This is a genomic window from Williamsia limnetica, assembly GCF_003217475.1.
Taxonomy (GTDB): domain Bacteria; phylum Actinomycetota; class Actinomycetes; order Mycobacteriales; family Mycobacteriaceae; genus Williamsia; species Williamsia limnetica.
In genome coordinates, this window is the sequence record NZ_QJSP01000020.1 from 61,809 (window position 1) to 78,552 (window position 16,744).

At 64.2% G+C, this 16,744-nt stretch carries 17 protein-coding genes and 1 pseudogene; 12 read left to right on the top strand and 6 right to left on the bottom strand.

Translation table 11 applies throughout. The annotated features are described in order from the left end of the window. Positions 1-20: 20 nt before the first annotated feature. Together DFR67_RS25665 and DFR67_RS25670 are read right to left on the bottom strand one after the other, a co-directional pair. Positions 21-2,075 carry a transglycosylase domain-containing protein gene (locus DFR67_RS25665; protein WP_110472352.1) on the bottom strand — a complete coding sequence of 685 codons (2,055 nt, stop codon included), beginning with the start codon at positions 2,073-2,075 and terminating at the stop codon, positions 21-23. A gap of 269 nt (positions 2,076-2,344) precedes the next feature. Next, positions 2,345-2,734, bottom strand: a pseudogene (locus tag DFR67_RS25670) (DUF5318 family protein); the annotation flags it as partial. A gap of 230 nt (positions 2,735-2,964) precedes the next feature. Here DFR67_RS25670 and DFR67_RS25675 point away from each other — a divergent pair. The 4 genes from DFR67_RS25675 (at position 2,965) to DFR67_RS25690 (ending at position 5,758) form a co-directional block, all read left to right on the top strand. Next, positions 2,965-3,606 (top strand): PadR family transcriptional regulator, encoded by a 642-nt coding sequence (locus tag DFR67_RS25675; RefSeq protein WP_110472311.1) that lies wholly within the window; start codon positions 2,965-2,967, stop codon positions 3,604-3,606. Then, positions 3,599-4,699, top strand: a complete 1,101-nt coding sequence (locus tag DFR67_RS25680) for an inositol-3-phosphate synthase (RefSeq protein WP_084837771.1) — start codon at positions 3,599-3,601, stop codon at positions 4,697-4,699. The genes DFR67_RS25675 and DFR67_RS25680 overlap by 8 nt, the downstream gene beginning before the upstream one ends. A gap of 122 nt (positions 4,700-4,821) precedes the next feature. Then, positions 4,822-5,241: a YybH family protein gene (locus tag DFR67_RS25685; protein WP_110472312.1), complete on the top strand. Its 420-nt coding sequence runs from the start codon at positions 4,822-4,824 to the stop codon at positions 5,239-5,241. A gap of 106 nt (positions 5,242-5,347) precedes the next feature. After that, positions 5,348-5,758, top strand: a complete 411-nt coding sequence (locus tag DFR67_RS25690) for a hypothetical protein (protein WP_110472313.1) — start codon at positions 5,348-5,350, stop codon at positions 5,756-5,758. 30 nt (positions 5,759-5,788) lie between these two features. Here the strand turns inward: DFR67_RS25690 and DFR67_RS25695 are convergent, their stop codons facing one another. Then, the gene (locus tag DFR67_RS25695) at positions 5,789-6,535 is read right to left on the bottom strand and encodes an SDR family NAD(P)-dependent oxidoreductase (RefSeq protein ID WP_110472314.1); all 747 of its coding nucleotides are present in this window, start codon (positions 6,533-6,535) and stop codon (positions 5,789-5,791) included. Between the two features lie 89 nt (positions 6,536-6,624). Between DFR67_RS25695 and DFR67_RS25700 the strand changes: the two genes are divergently transcribed. From DFR67_RS25700 to DFR67_RS25715, 4 genes are all read left to right on the top strand, one after another. Beyond that, positions 6,625-7,203 carry a TetR/AcrR family transcriptional regulator gene (locus DFR67_RS25700; RefSeq protein ID WP_110472315.1) on the top strand — a complete coding sequence of 193 codons (579 nt, stop codon included), beginning with the start codon at positions 6,625-6,627 and terminating at the stop codon, positions 7,201-7,203. A 50-nt stretch (positions 7,204-7,253) separates the two neighbouring features. Beyond that, the gene (locus DFR67_RS25705; RefSeq protein WP_170135283.1) at positions 7,254-7,940 is read left to right on the top strand and encodes a HEAT repeat domain-containing protein; all 687 of its coding nucleotides are present in this window, start codon (positions 7,254-7,256) and stop codon (positions 7,938-7,940) included. Positions 7,941-8,105: 165 nt separating this feature from the next. Further along, positions 8,106-8,501 carry an STAS domain-containing protein gene (locus tag DFR67_RS25710; protein WP_110472354.1) on the top strand — a complete coding sequence of 132 codons (396 nt, stop codon included), beginning with the start codon at positions 8,106-8,108 and terminating at the stop codon, positions 8,499-8,501. A gap of 106 nt (positions 8,502-8,607) precedes the next feature. Then, positions 8,608-9,645 (top strand): beta-ketoacyl-ACP synthase III, encoded by a 1,038-nt coding sequence (locus DFR67_RS25715; RefSeq protein ID WP_110472355.1) that lies wholly within the window; start codon positions 8,608-8,610, stop codon positions 9,643-9,645. A 33-nt stretch (positions 9,646-9,678) separates the two neighbouring features. Here DFR67_RS25715 and DFR67_RS25720 read toward each other — a convergent pair whose 3' ends face one another. The 3 genes from DFR67_RS25720 to DFR67_RS25730 form a co-directional block, all read right to left on the bottom strand. Further along, entirely contained in the window at positions 9,679-10,407 is a 729-nt protein-coding gene (locus tag DFR67_RS25720) for a B3/B4 domain-containing protein (protein ID WP_211325163.1), read from the bottom strand. Positions 10,408-10,557: 150 nt separating this feature from the next. Further along, positions 10,558-10,776, bottom strand: coding sequence for a hypothetical protein (locus tag DFR67_RS25725; protein ID WP_084837773.1), 219 nt, complete (start codon positions 10,774-10,776; stop codon positions 10,558-10,560). Positions 10,777-10,964: 188 nt separating this feature from the next. Continuing rightward, on the bottom strand, positions 10,965-11,711 hold the full coding sequence (locus DFR67_RS25730; protein WP_110472317.1) for a FadR/GntR family transcriptional regulator: 747 nt from the start codon (positions 11,709-11,711) through the stop codon (positions 10,965-10,967). 200 nt (positions 11,712-11,911) lie between these two features. On the opposite strand from DFR67_RS25730, the gene DFR67_RS25735 reads away from it, so the two are divergent. From DFR67_RS25735 to DFR67_RS25750, 4 genes are read left to right on the top strand one after another with little or no spacing between them, the layout of a single operon-like run. Further along, complete coding sequence (locus DFR67_RS25735; RefSeq protein ID WP_110472318.1) at positions 11,912-13,588, top strand: AMP-binding protein; 1,677 nt, start codon at positions 11,912-11,914, stop codon at positions 13,586-13,588. 7 nt (positions 13,589-13,595) lie between these two features. Then, complete coding sequence (locus DFR67_RS25740) at positions 13,596-14,378, top strand: enoyl-CoA hydratase-related protein (RefSeq protein WP_110472319.1); 783 nt, start codon at positions 13,596-13,598, stop codon at positions 14,376-14,378. Next, positions 14,375-15,610 carry an acyl-CoA dehydrogenase family protein gene (locus DFR67_RS25745; protein WP_110472320.1) on the top strand — a complete coding sequence of 412 codons (1,236 nt, stop codon included), beginning with the start codon at positions 14,375-14,377 and terminating at the stop codon, positions 15,608-15,610. The genes DFR67_RS25740 and DFR67_RS25745 overlap by 4 nt, the downstream gene beginning before the upstream one ends. Before the next feature lie 10 nt (positions 15,611-15,620). Further along, positions 15,621-16,676: an acyl-CoA dehydrogenase family protein gene (locus DFR67_RS25750; protein ID WP_110472321.1), complete on the top strand. Its 1,056-nt coding sequence runs from the start codon at positions 15,621-15,623 to the stop codon at positions 16,674-16,676. The last annotated feature ends 68 nt before the right edge of the window (positions 16,677-16,744 follow it).

The following is a 16,744-nucleotide window of genomic DNA, read 5'->3' on the forward strand; positions in this document are numbered from 1 at the left end:
TCAGTTGTCACGGACAGCGCCTACGGGCTACCGCGGCCCGGGCCGCCCTCTTCTGCAGGCAGCGTCGGTTCGGTCTCCGTCTCGGTGTCCGGATCTGGATTCGCCTGCCCCGGCAGCGGTATCACCACACCCGGCGCCAGGGTCACGCCCGGCGGGGTCGTCGTGGTCGGCGGAGCGGTCGTCGTGGACGGCGGCCTGGCTGTGGTGGTGGTGTAGGTCTCGGGCGGCGCCTCGTAGGGCACGCCGGCGACGCCACCGATTTCCGTGGGCTCAGGGAAGCTCTCGATCGGCTGGCCGTCGAGCGCACGGTTCATCGCCGTACGCCAGATCTGCGCGGGCAATCCTGAGCCGTAGATGGTTGCGCCGCTGTAGTTCTTCAGCGCACCACCCTTGTCGGTACCGACCCACACCGCCGTCGACAGCTGCGGGGTGTAACCGACCATCCAGGCATCCTTGTTCAGGCCTGTGTCCCCGAGCTGGGTGGTTCCGGTCTTCGACGCCGACGGGCGCTCGCCCCCGTCGAGGGCGTTGCCGTTGGAGTACGCCGCGATCGGTTCCAGTGCCGCGGTGGTGTTGTCGGCGACCTCGGCAGGGAGCCGGCGCTCACCCTGGTTGTCGGTGCGCTCATACAGCACCTCGCCCTTGGAGTTCTCGACCTTCTGCACGAAGTGCGGTGAATGGAACATGCCCGACGCGGCCAGGGTGCCGTAAGCCGAGGCCATGTCGATGACCCGCGAATCGTACTGTCCGAGAACCACACCACCCTCGACGCCGCCGTCCGGGTTCTGCAGGGTCTTGACCCCACTGTTGGAGACCTCGGGGATACCCGCGCGGTGGGCCGCTTCCGCGACTGCGTTGGGTCCGCCGTTGAGGTCCATCATCAGCCGGTAGTAGACGGTGTTCAGCGACATCTTCATCGCGGTGGCCAGGTTGCAGCTGCCACATGATTCGCCGTCGGAGTTGTTGACGGTGAATCCACCCGCACCCTCGAAGGGCGCTGAGCTGTAGTTCTTGGACAACGGGATGCCCTGCTCGAGGGCGGCGACGAGCGCGAAGACCTTGAACGACGACCCGGTCTGCAGGTCGGCCTGCGCGTAGTCGTAACCGTTGCCGTCGTTGCCGCCGAAGTAACCCTTGACGCCACCTGTGCGTGGATCGATCGAGACCACCGCCGTGCGGATGTCGTTCGGTTCGCCCTCACGTAAGTCGTTGGCGCTGCTGACGTTGGCGTTCTGGACCTGCGGATCGATCGTCGTCGTGACGCGGAGCCCGCCGGTGCGGATCTCCTCCTCCGAGATGTTCAGGGTGCCCAACTCCGCCAGCACCTGTCGCTTGATCAGACCGTTGGGTCCGTTGCTCGCCGGATCCCCGGTCTCTGCCTGCTGGTCGACGACCTTCGGATACTGCTGAGCCGCAGCTTCTTCCTCGGTGATGGCGCCGGTGGTGACCATTCCGTCGAGGACGTAGCTCCACCGACCCTCCGCTGCCTGCAGATTGGTCGCGGGATCGTAGTACGAGGGCGACCGGATCGAACTCGCCAACACCGCGGCCTCGGGCAAGGTGATGTCGCGGATGTCTTTGTTGAAGTACGCCTTGGAGGCAGCCGAGACACCGTAGGCGCCGCGACCGAAGTAGATGGTGTTCAGGTAGGCGGCCAAGATGTCCTGCTTCGACCACTCATTGGCCATCTTGGTGGAGATCGCGAGCTCGCGGAACTTGCGCTGGTAGCTGGCCTCGTCGCCGGTCAGCACGTTCTTGACGTACTGCTGGGTGATCGTCGAGCCACCGCCCGCGTCCTCGCGGCCGGTGATCTTGCCGAGCGCGGCGCGACCGTAACCGCTGATCGAGAACCCGGCGTTCTCCTCGAACTCGCGGTCCTCGGCGGCGATGACCGCCTGCTGCAGTACGAGAGGGATCTCTTCGATCGGGACGTCGGTACGGTTGCCCTCCGGCGGCACGATCTTCGCGATCTCGCCGCCGCGCGAATCGACCACCGTCGCGATCTGGCTCTGCTTGATGTCGCCGGGTGCGGGCACGGACAGGTCTGCGTAGGTGAACAGGAACACTGCCGCCATCACCAGGACGAACCCCGGCAGCAATGCGCCGCCGAGGCCGATGATCCAGGCGATGACCTTGTGGATGCGTCGCTTCTTCTGGACCGGGGTCCGGCCAGCCGAAGCGGGACGTCCGCCGTCGTGCTCCGAGGTCCAACTGGACCTGTTCGGTCCGTCAGGGCCACTGTTCACAGATACTTCTCCATACCTTCGGTACCCAGTACTTCCGGGCCACCGGCGATGTCCACTTGCGCGGACCCACCGGCTGAATTGTTTGCCACGCGTCCACCGGCCACCCGGCGACTACGTCGCACGCGTGGCCGTGGCGGCAGTCCAGATACGTACGACTGGACCAAATGGTTCCAGCTACACGTCCGGCACACCTCCACCACATGTACCGAGAACTCCTCCTGGCTCACTGCCAGGTGCAGGATCTCCTCGGTCGTCCGGGCTGATCCCGACACCTGCCCGAGTTTCTCGCCGAACACCCACGACACGATGGTGACCTGCTCTTTTCTGCAGATCGGGCACCGCGTGGCGGACGGTCGACCGTGAAACTTGGCCGCACGCAGCAGATAGGGGCTGGCGTCGCAGACTTCGGCGACCCCGGTACGTCCGGAGTACACCTCGGCCAGCCGAGACTTGCGCTGTAACGCGTAGTCCACCACCTGTCGCTGCAATCGCACTCGTCAAGAGTACGTGGCACGGCGAAACCCATGTCTGCGGTTGTCCGACCGGACGCCCGGTTCGGCACGGTCCACGGAGGTCATCTCAGCGCTGTGTGGCGGAAACGTTTCCGATCACCGCAGTTCAGACGCAGTTTCCGACCCGGTTATATCGGCGCGATACATTCGGGTGTACTGTTTGGCACACAGGTTTCTGCAACACGTTGAATGGAGGTGTAATCCCGATGCTCGAACTCGCAGTACTCGGCTTGCTCCTCGAGTCCCCGATGCACGGCTATGAGTTGCGTAAGCGGCTCACCGGTCTGCTCGGGGCGTTCCGGGCGTTTTCGTATGGATCGCTGTACCCGTCGCTGCGACGTATGCAGGCCGACGGTTTGATCGCTGAGGATGCGGCCCCCACGGGAACGCTCAAACGACGCGCTCGTCGCGTCTATGCGCTGACCCCCAAGGGTCGTGAACGGTTCGCAGAACTGGTCGCGGACACGGGTCCTCAGAACTACACCGACGACGGCTTCGGAGTGCATCTCGCATTCTTCAGCCGGACCCCCGCAGAGGCGCGGATGCGCATTCTCGAGGGTCGTCGCCGGCAGGTGGAAGAGCGCCGCGAAGGTCTCCGTGAAGCAGTTGGACGCTCGAACCGCACAGTCGATCGCTACACGAAGCAGCTCCATCAACTGAGTCTCGAATCCAGTGAACGTGAAGTCCGCTGGCTCAACGAGCTCATCGCCGCCGAGGGATCGGAGCGAGTCGAGGACCCGACAGCAGTGTCGAGAAACCCCGGCCCACTTCCGACCGAGACGGTCCATGCAGAACCCGAAACAACCTCAGTTACACCACACAAAGAAGGGGAACCCGACCATGGGTGACAACACCAATTCAGTTCGCGTGGCGATTGTTGGCGTGGGAAACTGCGCCTCATCCCTGGTCCAGGGCGTGCAGTACTACCAGGATGCCGATGAGAACGCAGTCGTTCCCGGCCTCATGCACGTGAAGTTCGGCCAGTACCACGTTCGCGACGTGCAGTTCGTCGCCGCGTTCGACGTGGATGCCAAGAAGGTCGGATTCGACCTCTCCGACGCCATCTTCTCCAGCGAGAACAACACCATCAAGATCGCTGACGTGCCGCCGACCGGGGTCACCGTCCAGCGTGGGCACACCCTCGACGGACTCGGCAAGTACTACCGCGAGACCATCACCGAGGCCGATGGCGAGGGCGCCGACGTCGTCCAGACCCTGAAGGACGCCAAGGTCGATGTGCTCGTCTCGTACCTGCCCGTCGGATCCGAGCAGGCCGACAAGTTCTACGCGCAGTGCGCCATCGACGCGAACGTCGCGTTCGTCAACGCACTCCCGGTCTTCATCGCCAGCGACCCCGTGTGGGCCAAGAAGTTCGCCGACGCCGGCGTGCCGATCGTCGGAGACGACATCAAGAGCCAGGTCGGTGCCACCATCACCCACCGCGTCATGGCAAAGCTGTTCGAAGACCGCGGCGTCACCCTGGACCGCACTTACCAGCTGAACGTCGGCGGCAACATGGACTTCAAGAACATGCTCGAGCGTGAGCGTCTGGAGTCCAAGAAGGTCTCCAAGACCCAGGCCGTGACGTCCAACCTGACCGGTTCGCTGTCGGGCAAGATCGACGACAAGAACGTGCACATCGGCCCGTCCGATCACGTCGCATGGCTCGACGACCGCAAGTGGGCCTACGTCCGCCTCGAAGGCCGCGCCTTCGGCGACGTGCCGCTGAGCCTCGAGTACAAGCTCGAGGTCTGGGACTCCCCCAACTCGGCCGGCATCATCATCGACGCCGTGCGTGCAGCCAAGATCGCCAAGGACCGTGGCATCGGTGGACCCATCCTCCCCGCCTCGGCCTACCTGATGAAGAGCCCGCCCGAGCAGCTCGCCGACGACGTCGCGCGCACCCAGCTCGAAGCCTTTATCGTCGGCGCAGACGCCTGATCTGATCTAGACGTTCCACACCAAGAGCCGCACACCTGCAAAGGTGTGCGGCTCTTGGCATTCGAGGGTGTAGAACTCCCGGCCATTGACTTCAAGTCAACTTGAGGTCCTACGCTCCTGCGATGACCCAGAACTCAGCAGCGACGACGCCGAAGACGTCTGACCTCAACAGCATCCGAGCAATCATCGAAGACGTACAGGCCGGATTCAATCGCAACGACGCCGACCTCATGAACGTTCACTTGGCCGAGGACGCCATCATCGTGAACGCCCGCGGTGTGAGGCTCACGGGGCGTCCGGCCATCGACGAGGCGACACGCGAGGGTCTGGCCGCAGGTTTCCTGCGCGATGCCACCGCGTATTACCAACTCACCGACATTGCACTGCTGGCCCCCGACGTCATCACGGCCGGCAAGAACGCTTGGTCGACCCAGCAGGATTTCGAGGTAGGGAACCCGCCGGAAATGAATGCGCTCTACATCTTCATCCGCCGATCAGGCCGTTGGCTGATCTGGCGTCGGCAGAACACCTTGATCGCGTGAGTTTCAGCGACCACTGTGACGGTGAAGGTCAAGCAACGCAGGGCCGAGCCGATACTCGCAGTATCTATTTGCTATCGTAATCTCACACTTCAGGGGAGGAACTTTGATGAGTGGTCGATTCAAGAGCTTGGTTGCCGGTGTTGCTGTCGCCGCGACGATCGGCGTGGGTGGCGGCCTGGCGGTGGGCACAGCGCCGGCCACGGCCGTGACCGTGCGGGAAACTCAGGGGATCTGGGTCATCACGCTCACACATGAGGAGACGGTGGCCGCCGCCCAGGTCGGTGCGGGCAATGTGATCAATGCCGTGCTGGGCAACGACCACTGGCGGGTGACGTTGGACAGCGATTCCAAATACGCAGGCGGTAGTTACTACCGACCGGACAAAGGCCGCACGTGGAGCAATGTCACCGGCCAACAGGTGATCTCCGAAGCCGCCGCCCACCGGAACGGGTACGTGGTGCTCGGAGTGTTCCCAGACAACCCGGACATGCCTTTGTGGGTCGCGCAAGCCTGGTAAGTCCGCCCCGCACGCCCCGCGCGTGCGCAGTCACAACAACACACCGCCGGAAATCTCGATGCGCTCACCCGTCGCCCAGCGGAGCTCATGAGAGACGAGGGCTGAGATCGCGTCGGCGATGTCAGTCGGGTCGCCCACGCGCCCGAGAGCGGTCTGTCCGGAGAGTGCCGCGCGCATGGCTTCGCTGTCGCGCATGGCTCCACCGTTGAAGTCGGTCGCGGTCGGGCCGGGGGCGATCGAATTGATCCGAATGCCTCGCGGCCCCAGTTCGAGAGCAAGGCTGCGGGTCAGCGCTTCGAGGGCCTTCTTCGACGCCGCATAGACGGAGGTCGCCGGGCTGACGTGTCGACTGAGCGAACTCGACACGTTCACGATGCTTGCCCCGTCCGACAGGTGGGGCAAGAAGGCTTGCGTGACGAACAGTGGACCACGGACGTTGACCGCGAAGGTGGCGTCGAAGTCTTCCGCCGTGATGTCGCCGAGCGGCGCGAACAGGCCCACCCCGGCGTTGTTGACCAGCACGTTGATGGTGCCTGCGTCCCATTCCTGTCTGATGCCGGCGAGCACAGCGACGCGAGCGTCCTCGATCGAGGAGAGGTCGGCCACATCCATCTGGACCGCGATCGCCTCGCCGCCCGATTGGACGATGTCGTCCACGACCTCGCCTGCACCGCCTCGAGAGGCCGCGACGACTTTGATCTTGCGCTCGGCCAAAGCCAGTGCGGTGGCTGCTCCGAGTCCGCGGTTGGCGCCTGTCACTAGGGCTACACGGGTCATGACGCCTCCTGGTCAGTTAAGTAAATGGATACTTACTTGTAAGGTAGCCCTGACAGCAAAACCCGTCAATTCAAAGCAGGAGAAAGACGATGGCCCGCGACGCCGAAGCCACCAGAGAGCGGATCCTCGCTGCTGCCACCGACGAGTTCGCCGCACACGGATATGCGGGTGGGCGGGTCGAGCGGATCGCCACCAAGGCGCAGAGCAACGTTCGGATGATCTACGCGTACTACGGCGGCAAGAGCGGTCTGTTCGATGCAGCTCTGGCGGAGGCGTTGCGCCGCATGGCCGAGGACGTCCCACCGCGCCCCGATGACCTTGCCGGCTGGGCCGGTGACGTGTTCGACCATCATCAGCGCTTCCCCGAAATACTCCGGCTGAGTATGTGGGCTCAGCTCGAGCGGCCCGAGGCCACCGCTGAGCCGAGCGAGGTCTATCGGAACAAGGCGCTCGCCGTCGCAACGGCCGCGGCGCAACCGTTGTCGGCCGTCGACGTCCTGGTCTTCATCTACGCCATCGCGCAGGCCTGGCAGCTCTCACCACAGGGACTCACCGGACTCGATGAGAATCCAGGCAGCGGTCATGACATCGCCGCTCGCCGGCAATCGGTCGTCACCGCTGTCGAGCGGATGCTGCAAGCTCAATCGATGAACGGAAGCAACGAATAGCGGGGCGACCTCGTGACCTCTCGCCGACGACCAGCCCGTATTCTGCCGATGTGTCGAGGTCGGTAGAGCAGTGGGCAGCACAGTTGCAGCAACTGGACCGCAGCGAGTGGCTCGCGTTTCTGGACTCGAACTCGGGCCTACCTGGCCCGCGAGCAAACACATCATTGGCCACCGCATTGGCGCACCTCGCCGATCCGGGCATGGTTGATCAACTTCTGGCAAGCGATGACGAATACCAGATGCTCTGCGGCGCTGTCTGTCTGGGCGCGCAGGTCGTCGACCCTGAGGTGCGGGCGAAGCTCCGGGTACTCGCTGTCGATGAACGGTGGCGGGTTCGCGAAGGCGTGGTGATCGGCATCCAAGAAGCAGCCGACACCGATCTACCCGCCGTGCAGTCGGTCGTACTGGACTGGGCCGGCGACCCAGAACCCCTGATGGCCCGCGCTGCCGCCGCGGCCATATGCGAACCGCGGCTGCTGCGCTCACCTGAGGCAGCCGCCATTGCCATCGACGTATGTCGGCACGCGACGGCGGTATTGGTCGCCCTACCCGGCACCGCGCGGCGCTCCGCGGCAGCACGGTCTCTGCGTCAAAGCCTCGGATATTGCTGGAGCGTTGCAGTGGCCGCCGACCCGACAGCACTGGCCGAGTTCAAGGCCCTCGACAACACAGACCCGGACGTCGAGTGGATCGTCCGGACCAACCTCAAGAAGAAGCGACTGGCCCGACTCCTCTGACCTGGGCGGAAGGCCGCTCGGGACCTGAGCACGGTCAGCCATAACACGGCTCATGGAGCTCATGACAAGATGGACCGTGCCGGTAGAAACGATGCCGCCTTCGCTCGCGGTGGCATTCATTGCCCGGGCGGTGACCTGTAGACAACTGTGAAGGGAAGCCCGCCTGTGCGCACAGAAGACAACGACTCCGTCGTCATCGGCGGTGGGCAGATCGCCGGCACTGCAGCGTTGACCGTGGTGACCGTCGAACGTGACCAACTGGTCATCGTGACAGTGCAGGGCAGCGTCGATGTCCTGACCGCACCGCAGCTGTCCGAGGCAGTCGACAACGCTCTCACCGGCGAACCACGAGGCCTGATCATCGACCTGTCGACCACCGAATTCCTGGCCTCCGCGGGCATGTCTGCGCTGGTCGCAGCGCACGAGGCGATCGCCCCGGCCGGCAAGCTCGGAGTCGTGGCAGACGGCCCATCCACCGCGCGACCGATCCGCCTGGTCGGTCTCGACCAGACACTGACCCTCTACCCCACCCTCGAGGACGCCATCGGGGCCATGACCTGATCGCGCACACATAGGGTCGCGCAGTAACCAGGGACGGGTCGTTGCGTGGACCAATTGGTTCATGTTAGATCGAAGAGATCCGATCAACTATGTCGACAAGGAACCCGTGCCAGCACACATCGCTACTGCTCCACCCGTCGCCCATGCCGCACTTCTAGGCCTCGGGGTGTACCGGCCACGTCGTGTTGTACCCAACTCAGAACTGGTCGACCAGATCGACTCCACTGACGAATGGATCCGGTCGCGTTCTGGCATCGAGTCTCGTCGGTGGGCCGGGGCCGACGAGACAATCGTCTCGATGAGCGTGGCCGCTGCCGCCGATGCGCTTGCCGCGTCCGGCTTGGCCGCCGATCAGATCGACGCGGTTGTTCTCGCGACGTCCTCGCAGATGGTGCTGGGACCGTCTGCCGGAGCGGTCGTCGCAACGGAACTGGGGATGCATGACACCGCCGCCTACGACATCTCTGCAGGCTGCGCCGGATTCTGTTACGCCCTGGGCAACGCAGCAGGCCTTGTACGGGCAGGCCAGGCGCGGCATGTGCTGGTGATCGGGGTGGAGCGGTTGTCCGACCTTCTCGATCCCACCGACAGGACCTGCGCGTTCATCTTTGCCGATGGCGCAGGTGCGGTTGTGGTGGGCCCATCGGACTCAGAGGGTATCGGTCCGACCGCATGGGGTTCCGATGGAAGTCAAACCGATGCGATCAAGCAGGACAAAGACTTTCAAGAGTACTTCGCTGAGGTCGCGGTTGCCGCGGACGGTGGTGCAGCAGCGGAGCGTCCGTATATCCGCATGAAGGGCCAGGCCGTATTCCGTTGGGCTGCGACCTTTTTGGACAAGGCGGGACGGGACGTCCTGGACAAGTCCGGCCTCACTGTCGATGACCTGGACGCGTTCATACCGCATCAGGCCAACAGTCGTATCACTGACGCCCTGATCCGGGTGCTGCATATGCCCGACTCGGTCGCGGTCGCTCGGGACATCGTCGAGACCGGCAACACCAGCGCAGCATCGATCCCCATGGCGATGGAACAGGTCATCCGTTCCGGCCAGGCCCGGCCTGGAGACACCGCAATGCTGCTCGGTTTCGGAGCGGGGTTGGCTTACGCCGGGCAGGTCGTCCGACTGCCTGCGATCGTCTAGCGAAAGGGTCCCGACCAGCGCCGTAGGCATCGCTCATTCGTCGTTCGCAGCACCCCTGCCGGCAACGATGAGTCGTCGATGCGTCTGCACCTCGGGCCCCAGCGGTAGAAGGTTGCGAACGAGTTCATCCCCAACCAGGTGCAGTTCGTCGTCGGTCATCGGGTCGAGCGCATCGAGAATGAACAACGCAGTGGTCGTGGCGTCGTTCAATTGGGTACGCCGACCTTGACGCCAGTTCCACCGCCGGCAGGTCACGCCGATGTCGTCGCACCACACCACCTCACCGGCGGTGGGGTGTTCGGTCACGTCTTCGCCGGCGGCGGTGGTGTCGAACTGCTCGCTGCCATCTGCGCGGATCAGCCGAGGGGCGCCGCGATAGCGGCCCAGATCCTCACCCCCGAGCGGGATCTGATGGATGACCGAGATCGCGTTGTAGACGTCGGTCAGCCGGTTCACGCGCGGCAGCCCGGACTCGGCACGCCGGAGCAACGCCTCCGCGCTGTTACGGGTGCGCTGGGGTTTTGCTCCGAACGCGCGATACGCCTCACGCCAGGAAGCCATGTGCGGCAACTCTTCCACCGGATACTGGGCCAGGGCGAGACGCGCGGACTCCTCCGCCTCCTGCAGCAACGCTTCACTCGTGTCGTCACTGGGACCGGGGACCAATCCATCAACCGCGATCAACAGGGCGCGGTAGTCCGGGCGCAGATCGAAGACCGCCTCGTCGACGCCGGCCCTGCTCAACACGTCAAAGTCGCTCATAATGTTCATCCTTCGGCGGAGTCAGTTGCGTTGCCGAGCATATCCCTCGGACTACCGCGCATCTGTCGTCGCCGGGGGTCCGATCAACGACGAAGACCCACCGGGAGTCGGTGGGTCTTCGTCTCGTCAGGGGTAGTGCCCGGCTTCGGATCAGCCGACGACCGTGGTGTCGTAGTAACCGTCCCCGTCGGTGTCGACATGCACGGTGTCGATGTAGCCGTCGTTGTTGGCGTCCTCATGCATCTCGTCGGCCATGCCGTCGCCGTCGGTGTCGTACTCCTCGTAGTTCGCGATGCCGTCACCATCGGTGTCGGTGAGTGCCGTGTCGACGATTCCGTCGGCGTTGGTGTCGTAGTACTCGGTGGCCATGATGTTCTCCTCGCTGGTGTGTGGCTTTCGGGGATAGGAGTGACCCACACCGGCGAATGTTCCCTGCACGCTGCGAGGTCAGCCGAACGCTCGACACGCGCATCTCACCCTGAAAACCGGCCAACAAAAGAGGCCGGAGGGTAAATACCCCTCGTCGAGCCGCTACGTACCGGTTTTCAGGGCAGGCCCTACAGCTGCCAGTGCACCGGCTGGGAGATGATGTCCGCCAGCCGCCTGCGGTAGTACTTGGCCGACTCCTCATTGAACGCGCTCATCGTCTTCGCGGTCGCCGCGGCGTCACGAGCACGCATCGCATCGAGGACGTCCTGCTGCATCTCCACCGCGGCCAGCCTGGTGGCCATCGGATGCTCATTGGGTTCGGCGTCGCGCACCAGTAACCACAGCGTCTCCATGACGATCTTCAGTGCGGGATTGCCGGCCGCCTCGTACACGCACCGCTGAAAGACCGCGTTGTTCTCCTGGAAGTTCGCGTAGTCGCCCGGATCTTCACGCATCCTGTCGAGCGCGGTCTGCATGACCTCGATCTGCTCGTCCGTGACGTTCTCCGCGGCAGCGCGGGCCACGATGGGCTCCAGCATCAACCGGACGTCGATCACGTCGCTGATGTTGGCGCTGTCGATCTGCAGGAACAGCTTCATCGTGTTCCCCAGCGATTCGAGCTCGGGCCGCTTGGCGACCGGGCCACCGCCGATGCCGGACTTGATGGTCACCAGGTCCCGACTCTCGAGCAGACGCAGCGCCTCGCGGACCGTCGTGCGGGCGACCCCGTGCTCGGCCACCATCTCTTTCTCGGTCGGAAGCCGCTGACCGACCACGATGCCGCCGGTGAGGATCTGATCCGCGATGACGTTCGCGATTTTCGCGGACATCTTCTGTCCGCGTATACGCGGCCCTACTGTGTCTTCTGCGGTCATATCTCCCCCATGGCGATCAGCTGGCGCTGTGTGGTCACCAGCGCGTTCGGCTCGTACGCTGACAACACTTCCAGCGTTCTGGCATTGCGCCCAACAGTACCCATCCGAACTGTGACGTGGATCAAGTCTGTACATAGTTAGCGAAATTAGATACTGTAGCCAATGTCAGCAAAGTACCCAGCGCGGCACAGGAGGTAGCGATGTTGCCAACGCGGCCACCGAAACCCGAACTGGCACAATCATTTCGCGACGGCGGACACTGGACCGATCACCCGATCGGCCACTTTCTGACCCGTGCAGCCCAGCGCTATCCGATGGCGACCGCGGTGGCCGACGGCGACCGCCGGCTCACGTTCGCCGACATCGACCTGCAGGCAACCCGGCTGGCGGCTGCTCTGCGCGCCCGCGGGGTCACCGCGGACGACGTGGTGTCCTTTCAGCTTCCCAACTGCGCCGAGGCCGTCATCGTCTTCCAGGCCGTCATGAAGCTGGGCGCCGTCGCCAACCCAATTGTGCCGATCTACCGGTCACGGGAGTTGCGGTTCATCCTCGGCCAGTCGCGTGCCAAAGTCGTGTTCATTGCCGCCGAACTCCGCGGTGTCGACGTCGACGAGATGTATCGGGACCTCGCCGCAGAACTTCCGGACCTCGAATGGATCATCTCGCTCGGAGAGACCTCGGCCGGCGGTCTCGCCGTCACCTGGGCCGACCTCATGGACTCGGTCAGTACCCAGATGGTCAACCAGACAAGGGCCATCGCGCCGCCGGCAGCTGACGACGTCTGCCTGCTGCTGTACACCTCCGGCACCACCGCAGATCCCAAAGGGGCCCTGCACAGTCACAACACCCTGGTCTACGAGAACCGGTCGATGATCGACTGGTTCAGCCTCAACGAGACCGACGTGATCTTCAACCCCTCACCCGTCACGCATGTCACCGGCATCAACTGCGCATTGATCCTCCCCTTCGTACTCGGCGCACCCGTTGTCCTGCAGGACGCCTGGGATCCAGCGGTCGCACTCCAGCGCATCGTCGACGAGCATTGCAGCTTCATGATCTTCTCCACCCCGTTTCTGCGTGGGCTGCTCGATGTCTCCGAATCAACCGGCACACCCACACCCTCGATCCGGTACATCGTTTGTGGCGGCGCCGACATCCCGGACGCACTCACCGCAGCAGCCACCGATCGTCTCGGGACGGTGGTGCGGATGTATGGCGCCACCGAGGGTCCGTCGGTCAGTACCGCCGATCGCTGGGACCCTCTCTACCTCCGGATCAGCACCGACGGACGGCCGATGGGCCCGACCGAATTGGTGGTGGCAGGTGGTAACGGCGGTCTCGCACAGGTCGGCGAGGTCGGCGAGATCATGTGGCGTGGCCCGGACACCTTTCTCGGCTACCTCGAGTCCGCTCTCAACGCAGCGGCTTTCACTGCTGACGGATTCTTCCGGACCGGCGATCTCGGCCGGTTCGACAGCAGCGGCGCAATCCACATCGTCGGTCGGATCAAGGACATCATCAACCGGTCGGGCGAGAAGATCAGTGCCCACGATGTCGAGAATCAGCTCAGCGAACACCCCGCTGTCGTCGAGGTCGCTGTCGTCGCCGGCCCGGACCCTCGAACCGGTGAACGCGGATGTGCGTTCGTGGTGACCCGCGATCACAGCGACCTCACGCTCGGAGAAGTCCACTCATTTCTTCTCGAACGCGAGATCGCCGTCCAAAAGATCCCGGAGAGCGTTTTCGTCGTCGATTCGCTGCCGAAGACGGCCAGCGGCAAGGTACAGAAGTTCGCACTGCGCGACTGGACCCGCGACCGGGATGCTCTTCCACCGCAGATGGCGACGATGACGTTCGCCGCAACACACGAGAAATAGGGGCCGAATGACTGTTCAGACGCCTGGCATCGAACACCTCGTCGTCACCGAGCCGGAACCGGGTATCGCACTCGTCGAGCTGGCCCGCGGCAAGGTGAACGCGATCGACACCCAGATGTACGACGAGATCGCAGAAGTATTCGACACGTTGTCCGACAACCAGGACATCCGTGCCATCGTGCTCACCGGCCGCGGCCGGATCTTCTGTGCGGGCAATGATCTCGGAAGCTTCCGGGTGATGGATGCGGTCAGTGGCGACGTCGAGATGCGCGGCGTGCGACGCGCGCTCTTCGGCCTCTACGACTGTGCGCTACCCGTCATCGCAGCCATCAACGGGCCGGCGCTCGGCAGCGGACTTGCCCTGGCATCTCTCAGCGACATCGTGGTCGCCTCCGACCGGGCCACGTTCGGTCTGCCGGAGATGGGAGTCGGTGTGCTCGGCGGCGGCCGCTTCACCGCCAGAATGCTTCCGCAACAGGCGATGCGCCGGATGTTCTTCACCGCCGAACCCGTCGATGCCCAGACCCTGAGAAGCTGGGGTGCGCCGCTCGACGTGGTACCTCACGACGACCTTCTCGAGGTCGCGATGTCGCGGGCGCGCGTCATCGCCGCGAAGAGCCGATACGCACTGACCCTGGCAAAGCAATCATTGAACGGGTGCGAAGACGTCGACCTCAAACGCGGCTACGAACTCGAACAGACCTTCACCGTGCGACTGTCCGAGCACCCCGACTCCAAGAAGGCAGTCGAGGCCCGGATCGCGGAGATGACGAAAGGAAAGAAGTCATGACGCCGACACCCGGATCCAGCGGATCAGCTGCAGCACAGGTCATCGACGTCGACGCGTTCTCAGAGAAGTGCGTCGCATGGCTCGACGAGCACCTCGACCGGCGTGAGACCGGATCGTCGGTTGCTGCAGACCCGAACTACGCGATCTTCCACAACCACACCCACGACGAGGAACGTGCCCTGATCGACGCTGCCCGCGCTTGGCAGCGGAAGAGGGTCGACGCCGGCTTCGGTGCCATCACCTGGGGTCCGGAATGGGGTGGCGCAGGACTGACCGCCAGCCACGAACGGGTGTACGTCGGTCTCGAGCGGCAGTACAACACGCCCGACCGGCACGAGACCGTGCTCGTCACCGTCGAATTGGTGGCCCCCACCCTCCACGTCCTGGGCACCGAGGATCAGAAAAAGCAGTTCGTCGAACCCTTCCTGCGGACCGATCTCCTCTGCTGTCAGCTGTTCTCGGAGCCGGGCGCCGGATCCGATCTCGCCGGTCTGTCGACCAAAGCAGTCAGGTCCGGCGACACCTGGCGGATCAACGGGCAGAAGGTCTGGAGTTCGGGAGCGCAGTTCTCCGAGTGGGGCCTGCTCATCGCCCGCACCGACACCTCCGTGGCCAAACACCGCGGAATGACGGCCTTCATGGTGCCGATGGACGCGCCCGGGGTCGATGTGCGACCCATTCGGCAGAGTTCCGGCGGGTCGACATTCAACGAGGTCTTCCTCACCGACGTCGAACTGCCGGACACGATGCGGGTCGGTGCCGAAGGCGATGGTTGGAAGGTGGCGCTCACAACGCTTGGCTTCGAACGTAATTCAAGCGCAGGCATCGTCAGCGCGGGCGGCAACAGCGCCGATCTGGTGCGACTCGCCAAGAGTTTGGGCATCACCGACGATCCGCTGGTACGACAACAGCTGGCAGACGCCGCGATCTACGAGCGCGCCTCGGCACTGATGGTGGCTCGTTACGCCGAGCGCGAGCAGTCGGGGGCCGTTCCGGGAGTGGAGGGTTCGATCGGCAAACTCGTCTGGACCCAGAACCTCAAGCGCATCGGCGATGCCGCCGCGTCGTTCCTCGGCCCGAAGATCCTCGCGGACACCGGAGAATCGAATACCTTCGCCTGGACCGAACATCTCCTGGGCGCGCCCGGCTACCGCATCGCGGGTGGCTCCGACGAGATCCAGCGAAACATCATCGGCGAACGCGGGCTCGGACTGCCCCGCGAACCACGTTAGGAGTGCGGCAATGCCTCTCGAATTGACTGTCGAACAACGCGATCTCGAATCAAGTCTCCGGTCGTCGCTGTCGCGGACCGCAGCAGGCGACGATGTCTGGGGTTCCCTGCTGGAGATGGGTTTGACCGAGGTCCCATTCCCGGAGAACTACGGTGGCGCCGGATTCACCTTGAAGGACACCGCGGTGGTGATGGCCGAATTGGGTCGATCACTCGGCAACGCTCCATACTTCTCCTCGGTGATCCTGGCCGGCTTCACGCTGCTGCACGCCGCGTCGGATGCCGCCCGAGCACAGCATCTGCCGGCTATCGCAGACGGCAGCGTGACGGCCGCTCTCGTGACCGGTTACCCGTTTGCGACAACGTCGATCACGGCGACCGGTGGTGCCGACAACACGATCGTTCTCGACGGGGCGCAGGAAGCCGTGGTTGCCGGGGCGGACGCTGACCTGCTGGTTGTGGTCGCCGAGGGACCGTCCGGCCCGGAGCTGGCGATCATCGACGGCAATGTCAGCGGTGTGGTCCGCACAGCACGGGAGTCCCTCGACTTCACGAGGCCGCTCGCGCGGATCGAGTTCACGGGTGCACTGGCCCATCGCATCGGCGGCGACAACCTCGCCGCAGGTCTCGTGAAGGCGCAGGCCATCGCGATCACCGCACTCGCCGCCGAACAGGTGGGCGCAGCGCGCGCCTGCCTGGAGATGTCCGTCGACTACGCCAAGACCCGGCAACAGTTCGGTCGTGCCATCGGGTCATTCCAGTCGATCAAACACCGGCTCACCGACATGCTCGTGGCGATCGAACTCGCCGAGGCCGCGGTACTCGATGCCGCCGAGGCCGACACCCGCAGTGACGGTGAGCTGGTGGTCGCTGCCGCGACGGCCCGTGTTCTCGCCTCACGGGCCGCGACGTTCGCGGCCGAGGAGTCCGTGCAGATCCACGGCGGTATCGGATTCACCTGGGAACATCCGCTGCACAGGTACTTCCGCCGGGCCAAGACGAGCGAACTGCTCTTCGGCAACACCGCGGTCCACGCGGATACAGTTGCTGCCGCGCTCGTGAACTGAACCAAACGATCCACCTATACGAAGACGAGCCACCTGTAGGTGGCTCGTCTTCGTATTTCCGGCTCGTT